General features: G+C 70.1%; 16 protein-coding genes. 11 read left to right on the top strand and 5 right to left on the bottom strand.

Annotated elements, in window-relative coordinates; genetic code table 11:
- Window positions 1-264: 264 nt before the first annotated feature.
- On the bottom strand, window positions 265-630 hold the full coding sequence (locus tag SNOUR_RS39195) for a hypothetical protein (RefSeq protein WP_312635412.1): 366 nt from the start codon (window positions 628-630) through the stop codon (window positions 265-267).
- Here SNOUR_RS39195 and SNOUR_RS39190 point away from each other — a divergent pair.
- Entirely contained in the window at window positions 629-1018 is a 390-nt protein-coding gene (locus SNOUR_RS39190) for a VOC family protein (RefSeq protein ID WP_067356807.1), read from the top strand. The genes SNOUR_RS39195 and SNOUR_RS39190 overlap by 2 nt on opposite strands.
- Window positions 1019-1176: 158 nt before the next feature.
- Here SNOUR_RS39190 and SNOUR_RS46685 read toward each other — a convergent pair whose 3' ends face one another.
- Both SNOUR_RS46685 and SNOUR_RS46680 read right to left on the bottom strand, forming a co-directional pair.
- Entirely contained in the window at window positions 1177-1353 is a 177-nt protein-coding gene (locus tag SNOUR_RS46685) for a hypothetical protein (protein WP_159426020.1), read from the bottom strand.
- Window positions 1354-1499: 146 nt separating this feature from the next.
- On the bottom strand, window positions 1500-1799 hold the full coding sequence (locus tag SNOUR_RS46680) for a hypothetical protein (RefSeq protein ID WP_159426019.1): 300 nt from the start codon (window positions 1797-1799) through the stop codon (window positions 1500-1502).
- Window positions 1800-1889: 90 nt separating this feature from the next.
- On the opposite strand from SNOUR_RS46680, the gene SNOUR_RS39185 reads away from it, so the two are divergent.
- Together SNOUR_RS39185 and infA are read left to right on the top strand one after the other, a co-directional pair.
- Window positions 1890-2792 carry a GNAT family N-acetyltransferase gene (locus tag SNOUR_RS39185; protein WP_079143185.1) on the top strand — a complete coding sequence of 301 codons (903 nt, stop codon included), beginning with the start codon at window positions 1890-1892 and terminating at the stop codon, window positions 2790-2792.
- On the top strand, window positions 2789-3010 hold the full coding sequence (gene infA / locus SNOUR_RS39180; protein WP_067356805.1) for a translation initiation factor IF-1: 222 nt from the start codon (window positions 2789-2791) through the stop codon (window positions 3008-3010). Before SNOUR_RS39185 ends, infA begins: the two co-directional genes overlap by 4 nt.
- On the opposite strand, the gene SNOUR_RS48780 is transcribed toward infA, so the two are convergent.
- Window positions 2995-3345, bottom strand: a complete 351-nt coding sequence (locus SNOUR_RS48780; RefSeq protein WP_312635404.1) for a hypothetical protein — start codon at window positions 3343-3345, stop codon at window positions 2995-2997. The genes infA and SNOUR_RS48780 overlap by 16 nt on opposite strands.
- Window positions 3346-3565: 220 nt before the next feature.
- Here SNOUR_RS48780 and SNOUR_RS39170 point away from each other — a divergent pair, with 220 nt between their 5' ends.
- Window positions 3566-4030, top strand: a complete 465-nt coding sequence (locus SNOUR_RS39170) for an SRPBCC family protein (RefSeq protein ID WP_067356802.1) — start codon at window positions 3566-3568, stop codon at window positions 4028-4030.
- A 162-nt stretch (window positions 4031-4192) separates the two neighbouring features.
- Complete coding sequence (locus SNOUR_RS48775; protein WP_312635400.1) at window positions 4193-6097, top strand: NACHT domain-containing protein; 1905 nt, start codon at window positions 4193-4195, stop codon at window positions 6095-6097.
- A gap of 14 nt (window positions 6098-6111) precedes the next feature.
- Here SNOUR_RS48775 and SNOUR_RS39160 read toward each other — a convergent pair whose 3' ends face one another.
- Entirely contained in the window at window positions 6112-7224 is a 1113-nt protein-coding gene (locus tag SNOUR_RS39160; protein WP_067356799.1) for an ABC transporter substrate-binding protein, read from the bottom strand.
- A 590-nt stretch (window positions 7225-7814) separates the two neighbouring features.
- Between SNOUR_RS39160 and SNOUR_RS39155 the strand changes: the two genes are divergently transcribed.
- From SNOUR_RS39155 to SNOUR_RS43860, 6 genes are all read left to right on the top strand, one after another.
- Window positions 7815-9134 (top strand): MFS transporter, encoded by a 1320-nt coding sequence (locus SNOUR_RS39155; protein WP_159426018.1) that lies wholly within the window; start codon window positions 7815-7817, stop codon window positions 9132-9134.
- A gap of 255 nt (window positions 9135-9389) precedes the next feature.
- Window positions 9390-9713, top strand: a complete 324-nt coding sequence (locus SNOUR_RS39150; RefSeq protein ID WP_067356796.1) for a 2Fe-2S iron-sulfur cluster-binding protein — start codon at window positions 9390-9392, stop codon at window positions 9711-9713.
- Between the two features lie 26 nt (window positions 9714-9739).
- Entirely contained in the window at window positions 9740-10528 is a 789-nt protein-coding gene (locus tag SNOUR_RS39145; protein WP_067356793.1) for a 2OG-Fe dioxygenase family protein, read from the top strand.
- Window positions 10521-11414, top strand: coding sequence for a sugar phosphate isomerase/epimerase family protein (locus SNOUR_RS39140; RefSeq protein WP_067356792.1), 894 nt, complete (start codon window positions 10521-10523; stop codon window positions 11412-11414). Before SNOUR_RS39145 ends, SNOUR_RS39140 begins: the two co-directional genes overlap by 8 nt.
- Window positions 11414-12745, top strand: a complete 1332-nt coding sequence (locus SNOUR_RS39135; RefSeq protein ID WP_067356791.1) for a PLP-dependent aminotransferase family protein — start codon at window positions 11414-11416, stop codon at window positions 12743-12745. The genes SNOUR_RS39140 and SNOUR_RS39135 overlap by 1 nt, the downstream gene beginning before the upstream one ends.
- The gene (locus tag SNOUR_RS43860; RefSeq protein WP_079143184.1) at window positions 12745-15225 is read left to right on the top strand and encodes an ATP-grasp domain-containing protein; all 2481 of its coding nucleotides are present in this window, start codon (window positions 12745-12747) and stop codon (window positions 15223-15225) included. The genes SNOUR_RS39135 and SNOUR_RS43860 overlap by 1 nt, the downstream gene beginning before the upstream one ends.
- Window positions 15226-15261: the final 36 nt, after the last annotated feature.

Raw genomic sequence — 15261 nt, 5'->3', positions numbered from 1 at the left:
GCCCGGCCGGCCGTATCACCCGGCCCGGCGAGAGCGCGTGCCGAACGCGGGACGACAGGTGGGACTTCGCTGACCCGCCCCGGCCCCCACACCGCACGCCACCCAACCCCCCGAGTCCGAGCCTCGGGGGGTTTCGTCTGCCCGGTGCCCGATCCCTCGCCCCAGCGGCAATGCCCCCGGCCGGAGACCACTGCGTCGCCCGCTCGGCGGCAACCGCCAAGACCACGCCCACCTGGTGCGGCGGAGTTCGGCGAGATGCCCGCGTCAGGCGGTGGCGTAGTCGGACAGGGCGGGCTCCAGCAGGCCGAAGGCTTCGGCGGCTTCGGCGGCGACGAGGCGAGCGATCTCGTCCTCGGGGCGGCCGGCGAGGGTGAGGGTCTGGATGCGGTGGAAGAGCACACGGTGGACGGTGCTCAGCAGGCCGGCGGCGATCTGGACGGTGATGTCGTCGGGTTCGGCGTCGGTGGCCTCGGCGAATGCCCGGGCGAGGTGGTGTTCGCGCCGCTCGTGCAGACCGTGCGGAGCGCCTGCCTCGAAGACCGACTCCCACCCGAGGCATCCCCACCCCACTCCACCCCACCACCGCAGCCACCGCCCCACCCCTCCCGCCGCACCCATGGAGATCCCCATGCAGTTCACTGCCTCCACCGTCTCGCTCACCGTTGACGACGTCGCCGCCTCCCAGGCGTTCTTCACCACCCACCTCGGCTACACCGTCCAGCAGGCTGCCGACGGTTTCGCCTCCCTGTCGCGGGCCGACGCGGTCGATGTCGTTCTGCTCGCCCGCGGCATCCAGGTGCTGCCGCCCGAGCAGCGCGACCGGCACGCCGACGGCCTGATCCTGGCCTTCACCCTCGACGGCGGCCTGGCAGAACAGCAGAAGCGACTGCGCGACGCGGGAATCGAGATCACCATGCCGCTGCGCAAGGAGCCCTGGGGCGAAACCCTGTTCCAGGTCACCGACCCCAACGGCGTGATCATCCAGTTCGTCGAGTGGTCCACTCCCGAGCACGCCTGACCCCAACCCTCACGGCACAGGAGCCTGCGGGGTCCGACACCTGGTGGCGCGGTGGCCATCGGTGCAGAGGGGGGCACATCACCGAGACCGTCGGGTGCCGTCACACGCACCCGACGCGTACGTCGGGGCGCAACGTGTCGCGTCCGGAGGCGTCTTGCTCAATACCCCTCTTCGTCAAGCCCGTCGACGACGTGACCGACGACAGGGACGTTGGTGAGGACGGTCTTGAGCCGGGGCTTTTCACCCGAACCCTCGGCCTGGGCCAGGGCGGCACATCCGAAGGTGAGCGCGGTGAGCATGGCGGAGACGGTCAGAATGCGGAAATGGTGCCGCATGGCAGGCTCTTCCTCTCTTTCCGTTCGCGGGCGACGTCGGTGTGCGCACGGGGCACGCGTGAGGTGGTGGCGAGGACGCCCCCGAGGTGAGGACGCCCGCGAGGTGGAGTGGATTCGATGAGAGGAATTCCTCCGCGTCGGGCCTCTTAACGCCACATCACCCGGCCGGGCCAGCAGAACTTGCGAAGCTCTCCAACAGCGAACGCGCTCGTGTGATCACCGACTTCACCAACTGCACCGAATGCGACGACCGCACCGACTTCGACGACTTCGACACGCAGGGCCCGGACTTCCGCTTCGCCGTCCGCGGCACGGCGCAGTACCAGGCAGCCGCGCGGGCCCAAGCCGGTGGCTTTAATTGGGTTGGGCCGGCCGACCCCCGCTGGTACCGTCTGGGCAGCCGTGAGAGAACGCGAGGAGGTGAGACCCATGAAGGCTGTATCCATGTGGGTGCTCCCCCTTTTCGTCACGGTGGGCGATTGACGCAGGTGTCGCCGGGAGCGCCTCGTACAAGGCACTCCCGAGAGGCAACACCTATGAATCTTGTGCATTCCACTTCGAGCGCGGACGACCGCGCGATCATGGTCACGCGGGTTTCGGACATGCAGTGGCATGCCGTGGAGGACGACCTGACGGTCGGCCGCGGCGACGCTGCGCGACGACCCGACGGCCGGCTCTTCATCAGCATCGACGCGTGGCACGGCGCGGTCTTCGACCGCATCGTCGCCGCGATGCTGGCGGACCTGCCCACCGCCTTGTACGCCGTCGTCGACGAGGCCGACGACGACTCCAGGTCCGCCTGGGAGCGGGCCGGCTTCGCCGTCGCACGCCGCGAGCGGGGCTATCTCGTGCCCACCGACCCGCACGTCAGCGGGCTCGGCTCGGTGCGACCCCCGTCGGGCGTGACGATCGTGCCCGCCGGTCACGCGGAGGAAGGCCCGCTGCGTGCCCTGGACCGCGTCATCCGCGACGAGGTCGAGGCCACCGTCGGATGGCGGACGATGCCGGCCGAGGTGCTGCCCCGCCCGGTGGGGACCACCCTGGTCGATCCGTCGAAGTACGCGGTGGCACGGTACGCCGACCAGTACGTGGGACTGGTCCGGGTGGCGCCGCTGATCCGACAGCCACGGATCGGGCTGATCGCCGTCCGGGCCGACCGGCACCGCCGTGGTATCGCCCGGGCGCTGCTGGCCCACGCGCTGGGTTCGTTGCACCGCTCCGGGGTCTGCGCGGCATGGGCCGAGGTGGACGAGGCCAACGCGGCGGCCACCGCCCTGTTCGAGGGCATCGGTGCCCGGCGCACGGCCGGCACCCTGGAGCTCGTGCGCCGACGACACTCCGCCACACCGCGGCCGGCGACCCCGTCGCGCCCGACCGCACACCACATGCGTTTCCTACCGAACACCCCGTCGCAGAACGGGAGAAGTGAGCGATCATGACAAAAGCAGCAGGGGGCATAGAAGCCGAAGGCACCGTCGTCGAGTGCCTGCGCAACGCCACCTTCAAGGTGGAGCTCCAGAACGGGCACATGGTGCTCGCCCATATCAGCGGGAAGATCCGCAAGAACTACATCAAGATCCTCCCCTACGACCGGGTGCTCGTGGAACTCAGCCCCTACGACCTCACCCGCGGCCGGATCCGCTACCGGTACAGGTAGCGGATCCGGCCGGCCGGGCCGGCTTGTAGGGAAGCGGACCGCGCTGGAGACCTGGCCCCGCACCGCCGGGTCTCCAGCCTGCTGTCGAGACCGACCGTGTGCCGATCGGAAGCCGCGGTGAATTGCCGTCCCGGCCCGGTGGATCGGTCCCAGCGGCAGCCGTGTCGCTCCGTGCCGTAGTACCGGCGGAGGAACTCCTCCATCGCCGCGTTCACGCCGGCGCGGTCGTCGGTGGCGAGCAGGTCGAGCAGCAGGCCGCGGACGGTGGCGAGCCCCGGCCTGGCGCGGTTCCGGGCCGTGGCGGGGTCCATCCCCGCGACCGTTTCGGCGGCCATCAGCGGCTCCGGCCAGTCCCCCACCAGCCCTTCAAGGATCGGGACCGCCTCAGGGCGGCCTTGAGGGCGTGGACGCAGATCTCGAAGAAGAGTCGCTCCTGACCGGCCAGTTGAGGGTCCGTCAGCCATTGCCAGAGCAGCCGCGCGACATCGGCGGCGGGTGGGAGACCGGGTTCCGGGCGGAGCTGTGACGGTACAGGGCGGATGTACCGTGTGGTACATGAAGTCTGTCACCGTGTCGATCGACGTACCGCAGACGCCCGCGCAGGTCTACGACTTCCTCGATGTCATGGCGCACCACGAGCGATTCACCGACCACTATCTGACCGACTGGCGCTACGACGGCCCCGGCCGCGGTATCGGTTCACGCGCCACTGTCACCGCCGCGCTGGGCGGCGTGACGTCCGACGTCGTCATCGAAGTCGTCGAGGCGGAGGCGCCGCGGCGCCTCGTCGAACGCAACATCAGCGCCGCCGGCCGGCGCCTGGCCCACGGCACCTACACCATCGAACCGCTGCCGTCGGGCGGGAGCCGCATCTCGTTCACCTACGCCTGGACGCGCGCCCCGCTCGCCGAACGGCTGTTGGCCCCGGCCGTCCGCGCCACGATGCGGCGCGCCAACCACACGGTCATGCAGCGCCTGGCCGCGGAGTTGGCACGCTATGTGTCCGCCGCGAACCGCTGACGGCATCGCCACTGTCTCCTTCGGTTCCGGGCGGGAACCGCGGCCGACGACCGGGAGGAACTCGGCGAAGAGGACGGGAGGGTTTCGACGAGGAGCCGCTCTCGCATCTGGTGCGGCGTCATTTCCTATACCACTGCGGCCGATTGGTGCGACCATCACGGCATGAGCGGTGAGGTGCGCAACGAGTTCTCCGGCCACGCCGAGAGCGTCGTGCAGGCGGGAGAGATCCACGTCCACCAGAGCGATGCCCCACCGGACGAAGTGGAGCGACTGGCCCAGCGGCTGGCCCGGGCGGTGGCCGGGCAGTGGGAAGCGGAGGCGGCGGTGCGCGGGCTGTTCGGGGCCGCGCCGTTGCCGATCGCATGGGAAATGGCCGGAGGACAGGGCGTCTGGTCCGCCGCCCGGTTCGCGGACCGGTACCGCCAACTGCCCACACCGCGACGGTTGGTGATCCTCGGTTCCGCGGGGGCGGGTAAGACGACCATGGCCGTGCTGCTGGTCCATGAGCTGCTCGCGCATCGAGCGGTCGGTGATCCGATCCCGGTGCTGCTGTCCATCGGATCGTGGGATCCGGCGGCCGAGCACCTGACCAACTGGTTGCCCCGCCGACTGGGCGAGGAGTACCCGGTTCTGGGCACCGGAGCGACGGCCGCGGCGAACGCCGGCCGACTGGTCGACGCCGGGCTGATCCTGCCCGTGCTCGACGGACTGGACGAACTGCCGCAACGCCGCCGGGCCGATGCCCTCGCCAAGATCAACCAGGCGCTTTCGGACCGCGACCCGCTCGTGCTGACCTGCCGAACCGGCGAGTACCAGGCGCTGCTCAACGGCAGTGACGGCCTGTACGCAGCGACTGTGCTGCGGGCCAGACCGGTGGCCCCGGAGGACGTCAGGCGCTATCTGCTCGCGCCGCACAGCGCCCGGCGCGAGGCCCGGTGGCGGCCCGTGCTCGATCGCCTGGCGGCCGAGCCGCGCGGGCCGCTGGCCGATGCGCTCGCCAGCCCGCTGCTGCTCGGCCTCGCGCGCACCGCCTACGCCCCGGAGAGCGGCCGTGACCCGGCGGAACTCGCCGACACCGCACGCCTGTCGAGCGCGGCGGCGATCGAGGCGCATCTGCTGGATGCGCTTCTGTCGACGGCGTTCCGGCGCGAACCCGCCGCGCGCAACGCCTTCGCCTGGCGAGCCCGGCGCTGGGACGAGGCCAGGTCCCGTCGCTGGCTGGTGTTCCTGGCCCAGCACATGAAGCGGCTCAAGACCCGCGACCTGGCCTGGTGGCAGTTGGAACAGGACGGGCCCGCCAGTGAGAACGCGTGGACGTTCGGGGCAGCCGCCTGGTGCTGTTTCAGCCTGACGATCATCGTGGCCGCCGTCCTCGGCGGGCGGGCCGTGCCGTGGGGCTTCGTCTGGTCCGGCGGGGGCCCGATCGGCGCGATGTGCTGTATCGCGCTCTGGCGTGGCGGGGCAGTCAGGAAGCGCCCGCACTACCGGTCCAAGTACTCCAGTGTGGCGGTCGGGGGGTCGCTCGCCACGGCGACCATGTTCGTCGTGGCCTGGGTCGCCACGGGAGGCCGCGTGCCCGTCGTGCCGACGGCCCTGGCCTGCGCCGTCGCGCTGGGTCTCCTCGTACCGAACGCGATGATGAGCATCTACTGGGACCGCAAACAGGTCGACGTCGAATCCGTCAGCCCGGCCGTCCTGATGGCCCGGGAGCGTCGTGCACCGCTCACCGTGGCCGCCGCGTCGGCGATCCTGGTCCTGGCCGGCACCGACGTCGTGCACGAGGTGATGGGGCTGTCGCGGGTGAGCGGCGACGTCCCGTTGAGCTTCAGAATCGCCCAGTGCGTCATGGCATTCGCCCTGTGGGCGATCATCGCGTCACGGTGGGGCGCCTACCAGGTGACCCACGCCAGGCTCGCCCTGCGCGGCAGACTCCCCTGGCGTCTGATGCGGTTCCTCGACGACGTCCACCAACGTGGTGTCCTGCGCCAGGAGGGCTCCGTCTACCAGTTCCGCCACGCACGCCTGCAGGAGCGGCTGGTCGCCAGCGGGCGGAATCCAGCGGGGTAGGGAGGGGCTCGCTGTCAGCTGGTGTGGAGGACTCGGAAGCGATCGGGGTGCGCCGGGTCTCGATCGACGACCTGGATGGGCGGCCAGGCCCACTGCCACACGTCGATGCCTGGCGTGCGGGAGAACTGGATCTTCCCGCGGGTGCCTTCGACGGCGACGCTCGGCCAGGATTCGGCGGTGCGCGCCCGGTCCGTGCCGTGCGAACGCAGTACCTCCGCGAGGACGGCGATCGTGTCGTAGCCCTCGAAGGCGACGAAGGAGGGCGCTGCGCCCAGCCGCTCGCGCAGGGCCTTCTCGACTCGTGCACCGAGTGGGCCGAGGCGCTCGGGCAGGTAGCGCAAGAACGGGATCGCGGCGCCGTCGTCGCCCAGCGATGTCGCCCACTCGGCGAACTCCGGTTGCCCGGCCGGAGCTCCGATCAGGATGTCGGCCAGGCGCTGGTCGCGGCGGACAGCCCTGACGATCGGCACGACCGGCTCCGGGTGGCCGACCAGAAGGAGCAGGGCTGTCGCACCGCTGTCGACGAGTTCGTCGCACAGGGTCGTGGGAGCGAGCGTGCCCGCGTCGAGTGCGGTGACGGTGCCGCCGCGTGCCGCGATACGGTCCCGCAGAATGCCTGTCCCAGATGCCCAGTAGACGCTCGGCTGGGCTGCGACGGCGAGGCGACGGTGGCCCGCGCCGAGGAGGAAGTCCGCGTAGGTCCGCCAGCCTCGGGACTGGGCCGGGGCGAGGCGGGCGACCCAGTCCGTCGGTTGTTCGGTCAGCGCGTCGAGAACCGCTGACGAGCAGAGGAACGGCAGGCCGAGGGCGTCCGCCCTGGCGGCAGCGGCGCGCGCGACGACGCTGTGGTACTCCCCCGCCAAGGCAGCCACACCCAGGCGAGCCAATTCGTCCACGGCCGCCACGGCCCGCTGTGGATCGGCCGCGGTGTCTCGGACCACCAGCTCCAGTGGTCTGCCCACGATGCCGCCGGCGTCATTGACCTCGTCAACGGCCAGTTCGAGTCCGGCGAGCAGGTGTTGGCCTGCCTCCACCCAGCCGGGCCGGGTGAGCGGAACGAGAGCGCCGATCTGGACGGATGATCCGTCGGACCGCACTGCTCCACGTGGCGATGGCGGCATGTTCATGCGTTGGTGTCTCCCGTGTGGCGGTTAGGTCGCAGCGTGGCCTCTCCTTGATCCCGAGGGGGATGTCGGCCCGAGCGTCCCGACGCGAGGCAGATGCCGGCCAGGGGCGCCGAGTCGATGTCCGCCGGGACGCCGACGCAACAGCAACGGCAACGGCAACGGCAACGGCAGCGACCATCGCGCACTTCTCAGGAGGGCCCCATCCGCTGCGACGGCATTGCTCAACGGATTCTCCCCGCATTCGACTTCGGCACCGCGAGTTTGTCACGAGGAGGCTCGGCACCGTCAACGCCTCAATTCTGTCGCGAAGACCACAGTTTCGACGCCACATCGGATGACGGAGTCACTTCCCAGTCGCTTTCCAGTCACTTCCCAACAGCCCTGATACGTCTGGGCGAGAGAGGGGAACCCAACGACAAACCAGGCGGTCGACTTCACTGTGCAACCAGATTGCCGGAGCCGCCGGGCCGCGCTACAGTCGCCCGGCGATCATCGTGTGCAGTACGGGAGTTGAGGCACCGGTGCGGGGGCAGCGGGAGGGGACCTGAGAGTTCCAGGCCGGCTCGAATGGCCACGGGGAGGCAAAATTCTTGAAGACCTTCGCATATATGAGACAGACCCTTGTGCCGGCCAACCGGAGCAGCCGCATCCTGGTCGCCGGCGCGCTGATCGACTCCACCGGCAATGGTCTCTTCATGGCCTCCGCCACGCTCTACTTCGTGAGCGTGGTGGGACTCCCGGCGTCCCGTGTCGCGACCACCCTGTCCATTGCCGCGGTGTTCGGCCTGCTCAGCCCGGTCCCCTTGGGCCGGGTCGCCGATCGCCATGGCGCGGTACGCACTTACGTACTGCTCATGTGCCTCCGCGGCGCGGGTTATGCCTTATACCCCCTGATCACCGATCTCTCTGGTTATGCCGTCCTGACCTGTGTGCTCTACGCGGCGGACCGGGCCTGCTCCCCCCTGCTCCAGGTGATCGCGGCCGCCGTGGCCGGCCAGCAGGAGCGGACCCGTACGCTGGCGTCGATTCGGGCGGTCCGCAACGTCGGGCTCAGTGTTGGCCTGCTCGGCGCCAGCGCCGTGCTCGGCTTTCCGTCACGGGCCGCCTTCACCACGATCTTCCTGGTCAACGCCCTCTCCTTCTTCGCCATCGCGGCACTGGTGCTGTGGTCGGCCAAGGTTGCCGGCGACTCCGCACTGGCGCCGCTCAAGGGCGCCGGGACCGGGGGCGGACCACAGGGACACCCGGGGAGCGGGAGCCCGCCCTCCAGGGCGCCGACGCCCTTTCGCGATGTGCGCTTCCTGGTGTTCACCGCCTCGAACGGCATTCTGTCCCTCTACGACACGGCACTGATCGTCCTGCTGCCGGTCTGGGTGATACAGCGTACGGATCTGGCCCATGCCTGGTCGCCTGTGCTTCTCACCGTCAACACGGCACTCACCGTCCTGCTCCAGGCCGCGGTTCCCCGCTTTGCGAAAGACGCTCAGGGCGCCCGTCGACTGGTGAAATGCACGGCATTGACACTGGCCGCCGGTTGCGCCCTTTTCGCACTGGCCGAGGAGCTTCCCATGTGGGCCTCGCTGGTTGCCGCGCTCGGCGCCGTGGCGGCCATGACCCTGGGAGAAAACCTTCATTCGGTGGCGAGTTGGGAGTTGTCCTACCTCCTCTCCCCCGCCGAGGCGCGTGGGCAATACCTCGCCATGTTCAGCATGGGAATGACGTCCCAGAAAGTCTTCGGTCCCGTCCTCTTGGTGAGTCTCCTGCTGCCGCTGGGGCCTTGGGCGTGGGCCGTACTCATGGCCCTGTTCGCCGTGGCGACGCTCGGCGCGCTGTGGTCGGGAAAACCCACACCAGTGCCGGAGGCGCACGAGGCCACGACGCCGGATCCACTTCCCTCCGAAGCGCACTGAAAAGGCGCGGGGACACCCGCCGGGAAGCACTCCCGAAGCGCGCCCGCGACACCGCGCACCGTTCACCTCACCCCAACTTCCCTTTCTTTACGGGGAGTTTGACATTCCGCACCGATCGAATTCATTGACAGGCGCCTCACCCGCCCCATACGATCTTGGCACTGAGTGCCAACAGCCTTCATTCGCGCCACGCCCGGCTCTCTCTGCCGTGGCCATAGGTCTGGTTGTGAAACCGGGCAGGAAAAAGGTGGTCCCATGGCCCAGGTAACGTTCTCCGATGCCAACGGACACCAGTCAGTACTGGATGTTCCCAGCGGCACAAGCATCATGGAAGCCGCGGTCGACAACGGAATCGACGGAATCGACGGCCAATGCGGCGGTCGCCTGATCTGCGCGACCTGCCATGTATTCGTGGAGGCCGTCGAGGGACCGGCTCCGCCCGGCCTCGATGCCGACGAGGACGACATGTTGGACTACACCGCCGTTCAGCGCCGCCCGAACAGTCGGCTGAGCTGTCGCCTCGTGATGGGCGACGGGCCGGGTGCGCTGGTCGTCGGCCTACCGGACACCCAGACCTGAAAGGCAGTCAAAAAGACGAGGAAGCCATGCCCCCCTACGCACCCGACGCCCTCACCCGGACCCAACCACGGGAATCCCAGGGTGAATTAACCCCCCAAGCCTTCGTGCACCACCGTCCGGATCTGATCCGGGCCGCACTCGACGGCATTCCATCGGACGCCGTCAGCCATTTTGCCAGCTCTTGGAACGCGCTGCCCGCCGATGCGTATGTGGAAGCCGAACGACCTTATCGTTTTCGCCGCTACGGGAAATTCCACCTCTCCGAGGACGGGCTGCGACAGGTCTCGCACGGTCCTTTCCTGCAGGCCAAGGCCGTGAACAAGCTCAGCGGCGGAGTGCCCCGGCACTTCGCCCCCCTGGACGAAGCGGTGGCCACCGGACTGGCACTGCGTGCCATCGTGGGTGCGCTCCACGACCAGCTGCCCGGCCCCCACCAGGACATCAACGCCTGCGGCATCCACCAGATCCGGGTGACGGCCGTCCCCGGTGCGGAAGGCGACCCGGCGCCGGAGGGCATGCACCAGGACGGGCACCGCTATGTCGGCCAGGTGCTCATCCGCCGCGACGGCGTCCACGGTGCCCAGTCCCGCATCTACGACCTCGACCGGCGCCTCGTCTACCAGTCCCAACTCACCGCGCCCTGGGAGTCGATCGTCCTCGATGACCGGCGTGTCCTCCACGACGCCTCCCCGGTCGGCGTCGCCCTCGGGGCCGACCTCGCCGTCCGGGACATGCTCCTGGTCGACTTCTTCGCCGATCCCGCCCTGCCGGACCCGAGCCCCCGACCCCTGTCGAAAGGACAGTCCCATGACTGACGTTCCGGACCCGACGTCCCCCTCCCCCACCCGCCCCCGCATCGGTTTCTCCACCAACATCTGGGACAACCCCGCGGACATCGTGGGACACCTGGACTTCCTGGCCGACCATTTCACCGACATCGAGTTCGAGATCGCCGAGGAAGCGCAAGAGGTGCTCTTCGGGGCCACGGCCCAGGAGTACGAGAAGATCGTGGACGGGATGCGTTCCGTCATCACCGAGCGCGGGCTGGACGTGTCCGTCCACGCTGCCTGGTACGGGCCGCACACCGACTTATGCGCGGCCGACGAGGCGGAGCGGACCGAGTCCGTGCACTTCCTGCGCCGCGCGGTGCACCTCGCCGCCGACCTCGGCGTGGACCGCGTGACCTACCACCCGGGATACACCGGCCGCCGCCCCAACAGCGTCCTGCTCGACGTCCTGCGCTCCTCGCTCGACCGGGTGCGGCCCCTGCTGGATCGCACCGGAGTGCTGCTGTGCATGGAGAACATGGGCGCCGACCGGCCCCGCTATGTGGTGTTCTCCCCGGAGGAACACGTCACGCTGTGCGAGAGCACCGGTACGTGGATGACCCTGGACATCCCCCATCTCGCCACCGTGCACCGGCCCCGGGGCGACTTCGACGAGGCGCTGGCCACGGTCGCCCCCTACGTCCGTACCGCGCACATCGCCGACATCAAGGGCTCCGACCACACCCACATCCCCATCGGAGCGGGTGATCTCCCCCTCTGGGAGTCGCTGGAGAAGCTCGGTTCTTACGGGTTCGACGGTGCGGCGATCGTGGAGGAGTTCGCCCGGGGGTACACACCGGAGGACTACCTCAAGGCTGCCCTGTCCTTCCGTGAGCGGTGGGACGCGGCGGGTGCCATGCGGGGCGAGGGCTGATGACGGAGCTTGCCGCCGCCGGTCCGGTGCGTTCCCCGCACCGGGCCGGCGGCCGTACCGGCCCGGCGGGCGACCTCCTCACGGCCGTGCACGACGACGTCGGACGCCTCACCACGACGGTCAATCTGGCCGCGTTCGAGAACGTGCTCTCGCGTACGGCCCGTGCCATGCTGCACGGCCCGCTCGCGGACCGCTATCTGATCGGACACGAGCAGGAGCGCCGGGGGCTCGACCCGCTGCTGCGCTCGGGCCTGCTCTCGGCGGCCTATCCGGGCGTCGACGCGCTGGAGCGCGCCGCCTCCGATACCGCCCGGCAGCTGCTCGGCGCGGCCTGGGTGGACTTCCGGCCGCTGTCCGGCCTGCACGCGACGATCTCGGTGTTCGCGCTGCTGACCGCCCCCGGCTCGACGGTCTACTCCATCGCGCCGGCCAACGGCGGGCACTTCGCGACCAGGCCGCTGCTGGAGTCGATGGGCCGCGACGGCCGGTACCTGCCCTGGTGCGCCTCCGCCGGAACGGTCGACCTCGCCGCGTTCGCCGAGGTCTGGCGCGCGCATCCGGGCGCCATGGTCCTCCTCGACCACGGGGTGCCGCTGGCGCCGCTGCCGGTCCGTGAACTGCGTGCCGTCATCGGGGACGGTGCGCTGCTGGCGTACGACGGCTCACACACCCTCGGCCTGATCGCCGGCGGCCGGTTCCAGGATCCCCTGGCCGAGGGCTGTGACCTCCTGCAGGGCAACACGCACAAGAGCTTCCCCGGAGCGCACAAGGGACTGGTCGCCTTCGCCGACGCCGAGCTGGGCCAGGGATTCTCCGAGCGCCTGGGACTGGCATTGGTCTCGTCCCAGCAGACCGGCCCCACGCTGGCGAACTATGTGACGACGTTGGAGATGGGCGTCCACGCCTCCGCGTACACCCGGCAGATGCTCGCCAACCAGGCCGCCCTCGCCTGCGCACTGGGCGAGTCGGGCTTCGCGGTCCACCATCCGCCGGGCGCGACGGGCCCGAGCGCCAGTCATGTGCTCCTGGTCGAAGGCGGTCGGCAGCACGACGACGCGGATCCGTACGCCCTCGCCGCCCGGCTGATGCGCTGTGGCGTGATGCTCAACGCCCGCCCGGTGGACGGGCGGGTGGTGCTCCGACTGGGCGTGCAGGAGGTCACCCGGCGGGGCATGCGCCAGCCGGAGATGTGGCGGCTGGCCGAGCTCATGGCCCGGGCCGCGCACACCGAAGGAGCCACCGCAACCGCCGACGTCGCCGGTCAAGTGGCGGCCCTGGCAGGGGTGTTCACGTCCGTGCGATACGGATTCGACGACTCGGAGGCCGCGTGATGACCACTCCGCCGCTGGTGCTGTTCCTGGGCAATGCCCGCTACGGCGAGTTCGAGCCGCTCCGTGAGGCGGGATACCGGGTCGGGTTGATCCGCGACACCACATCGCACGGCTGGTGTGCGGCCGACGACGCCTTCGACGTGGTGTGGCGCTGGGACCCGGGAGAGGGCATCGACACCCTCGCCGCCGAGCTCAAGCAGGACCCGTCGGTGTGCGTCCTCAATCTCCGTGAGGCGTATGTCGAGCACTACGCCCGGCTCTGTACGGCCCTCGGGCTGCCGGCGGTTCCGGCGGAGGACGTGGCCGCGCTGCGTTCGAAGCACCTGATGCGTCGGCTGTTCGTCGAACGCATCGGTCAGGACAGCACCGGGTCCTTCGCGAGCGTCCGCTCTCCCGCAGACATCGTGGAGTTCGGGCGACACCACGGCTGGCCCGTGGTGGTCAAACCGGCGGCGCTCTACTCCAGCCTCTTCGTCGTACCCGTGCCCGGCCCCGAGGCCGCCGCCGAAGCCTTCCGGCACATCCGGGACGGCGTCGACGGGCACGTCCGCGACAAGGGGCTGCCGGACTCCTTCCGCGCCCTGCAGGTCGAGGAGTTCCTCACCGGCAGCAACCACTCGGTGGACCTCGTCGTCGACCGCGAGGGCAACGCCTGGCCCGGTCCGGTGGTCGACGTGCTGACCGGGGCCGATCTGGGCGGCGCGGACTTCCATCACTTCGCCCGGTTCGCCCCGAGCCTGGCCCCGGCCCAGGATCGGATCCGGATGGCCGAACTCGCCGTCCATGCCGTACGGGCCATGGGCCTTCGCCTGTGCGCCGCGCATGTCGAGTTCATCCTCACACCGGCCGGGCCCCGGCTGCTGGAGGTGGGCATCCGCCCGGGCGGCCACCGCGCCCGGGTGCTCCACCAGGCGCACGGCGTCTCCTTCATGGCCGCCTACGTTGCCGTGATGCGCGGCGAACAGCCCGACCTGGGCGAGAAGTTCGACCGCCCGTTCGGCATCGTGACACCTTTCCCCCGGACGACCGGGGTGTTCACCGGCCTGCACGCCCTCGACCGCGTGACGGCGCTGCCCGCCTACTCCACGCACGCCGTGTACCACTCCCCCGGCAAGCAGGTGGGCACCGCGGCCCAGGGCCACTGGCAGACGCTCTCCATCGAGCTGACGGCAGCCCGGATGTCCGAGCTGGACCAGGACATCAGGAGAATCTGGGACATGGACGACCTGATTCACACCCGACCACAGACACCCGAGCGGACGGAACCCGAACAGTCCGGACGCCCCCACCGCCCCCATCTCCTGCTCATCGGCGGCAAGGACTCGGGCTTCCGCTCGATCGCCGACCTCGACGTGCGGATCACCCTCGTCCAGGAGCGGGCGAACCTCAGCGAACTCCAGACACGGCGCGCCGACACCCTGTTGGTCCAGGAACATCTGGAGGAGGGCCCCGTCCGGGCCGCGGCCGAGTCCCTGCACAGCACCGGCGCCCCCTTCGACGCCGTCCTGTCCTTCGCGGAATCGCAGCTGCTGACCGCCGCCCGGATCGGCGAGTTCCTGGGCCTCGCCCACAACCCCGCGCCCGCGGTCGTGCGCAGCCGGGACAAGGCCCGTATGCGTGCGCTGCTCGACGAGCACGGCCTGCCGTCCGTGCCCTACCGCGTCTGCGGCAGCCTCGCCGAAGCCGAAGACTTTCAGCGGGAGTTGGCGGCTCCCGTCGTCCTCAAGCCCTCGGACGGCTCGGGCAGCCGAGGGGTGACGCTGGTCCGCGAACCGGGGGAACTGTCCGCCGGCTGGCGGCGCGCCGCGGCGGCGGGCGTTCCGCTGGTCGCCGAAGCGTATGTCACCGGGCGGGAGGTGAGCGTCGAGACGCTCACGCTGGACGGTGTGCACGAAGTGGTGGCAGTCACCGAAAAGCTCACCTCGGGACCGCCTTCCTTCATCGAGGTGGGGCACCAGATGCCGGCGGATCTCGGTTCCGGACCCGCGGAGCGTGTGGCGGCCACGGTCACCGCGCTGCTGGACGCGCTCGGTCACCGATGGGGCCCCGCGCATACCGAGGTCATGCTGCAGGCGGACGGCTCGCCCGTCATCATCGAGACCCAGACGCGCTTCGGCGGCGACCAGATCTGGGAGATGGTGGAGTTGGTCACCGGTGTCCAACTGGCCGCCGCCACGGCCGCCGGAATCCTGGGGGCGGCAGCGCCGCCCCGCCGGCCGGCCGTCGGCGGCGGTGCTGCCATCAGGTTCTTCGCCGAGCAGAACACCGTCGTACGGTCCGTCGGCGATCTGGACGCGGTACGAGCCATGCCTGGCGTCATGACCGCGCGGACCACCGTTCGGCCTGGTCAGCGCCTTGGCCCGCTGGACGGTTCCGGGAGCCGCCAGGGGTATGTGCTGGCCGTCGGGACCGACCGGCGCGAAGCGGTGGCACGTGCCGAGGCCGCCCACCGGGCCGCCGGATTCGAGGTGAGCGGCTGAAGCACCGCGTTCCACGTCCGCTTCCTCATCACGGCC

Origin of the sequence: Streptomyces noursei ATCC 11455 (assembly GCF_001704275.1) — a bacterium.
GTDB classification, from domain to species: Bacteria; Actinomycetota; Actinomycetes; order Streptomycetales; family Streptomycetaceae; genus Streptomyces; species Streptomyces noursei.
The sequence above is the reverse complement of the archived record's forward strand: the minus strand, read 5'-3'. Positions and strand labels throughout refer to the sequence as shown.

Excerpts from the sequence above, each read along its gene's own strand:
- SNOUR_RS39190 (WP_067356807.1), top strand. The coding sequence starts at position 629 with ATGCAGTTCACTGCCTCCACCGTCTCGCTCACCGTTGACGACGTCGCC.
- SNOUR_RS39195 (WP_312635412.1), bottom strand. The coding sequence starts at position 630 with ATGGGGATCTCCATGGGTGCGGCGGGAGGGGTGGGGCGGTGGCTGCGG.
- SNOUR_RS46685 (WP_159426020.1), bottom strand. The coding sequence starts at position 1,353 with ATGCGGCACCATTTCCGCATTCTGACCGTCTCCGCCATGCTCACCGCG.
- SNOUR_RS46680 (WP_159426019.1), bottom strand. The coding sequence starts at position 1,799 with ATGGATACAGCCTTCATGGGTCTCACCTCCTCGCGTTCTCTCACGGCT.
- SNOUR_RS39185 (WP_079143185.1), top strand. The coding sequence starts at position 1,890 with ATGAATCTTGTGCATTCCACTTCGAGCGCGGACGACCGCGCGATCATG.
- infA (WP_067356805.1), top strand. The coding sequence starts at position 2,789 with ATGACAAAAGCAGCAGGGGGCATAGAAGCCGAAGGCACCGTCGTCGAG.
- SNOUR_RS48780 (WP_312635404.1), bottom strand. The coding sequence starts at position 3,345 with ATGGCCGCCGAAACGGTCGCGGGGATGGACCCCGCCACGGCCCGGAAC.
- SNOUR_RS39170 (WP_067356802.1), top strand. The coding sequence starts at position 3,566 with ATGAAGTCTGTCACCGTGTCGATCGACGTACCGCAGACGCCCGCGCAG.
- SNOUR_RS48775 (WP_312635400.1), top strand. The coding sequence starts at position 4,193 with ATGAGCGGTGAGGTGCGCAACGAGTTCTCCGGCCACGCCGAGAGCGTC.
- SNOUR_RS39160 (WP_067356799.1), bottom strand. The coding sequence starts at position 7,224 with ATGAACATGCCGCCATCGCCACGTGGAGCAGTGCGGTCCGACGGATCA.
- SNOUR_RS39150 (WP_067356796.1), top strand. The coding sequence starts at position 9,390 with ATGGCCCAGGTAACGTTCTCCGATGCCAACGGACACCAGTCAGTACTG.
- SNOUR_RS39145 (WP_067356793.1), top strand. The coding sequence starts at position 9,740 with ATGCCCCCCTACGCACCCGACGCCCTCACCCGGACCCAACCACGGGAA.
- SNOUR_RS39140 (WP_067356792.1), top strand. The coding sequence starts at position 10,521 with ATGACTGACGTTCCGGACCCGACGTCCCCCTCCCCCACCCGCCCCCGC.
- SNOUR_RS39135 (WP_067356791.1), top strand. The coding sequence starts at position 11,414 with ATGACGGAGCTTGCCGCCGCCGGTCCGGTGCGTTCCCCGCACCGGGCC.
- SNOUR_RS43860 (WP_079143184.1), top strand. The coding sequence starts at position 12,745 with ATGACCACTCCGCCGCTGGTGCTGTTCCTGGGCAATGCCCGCTACGGC.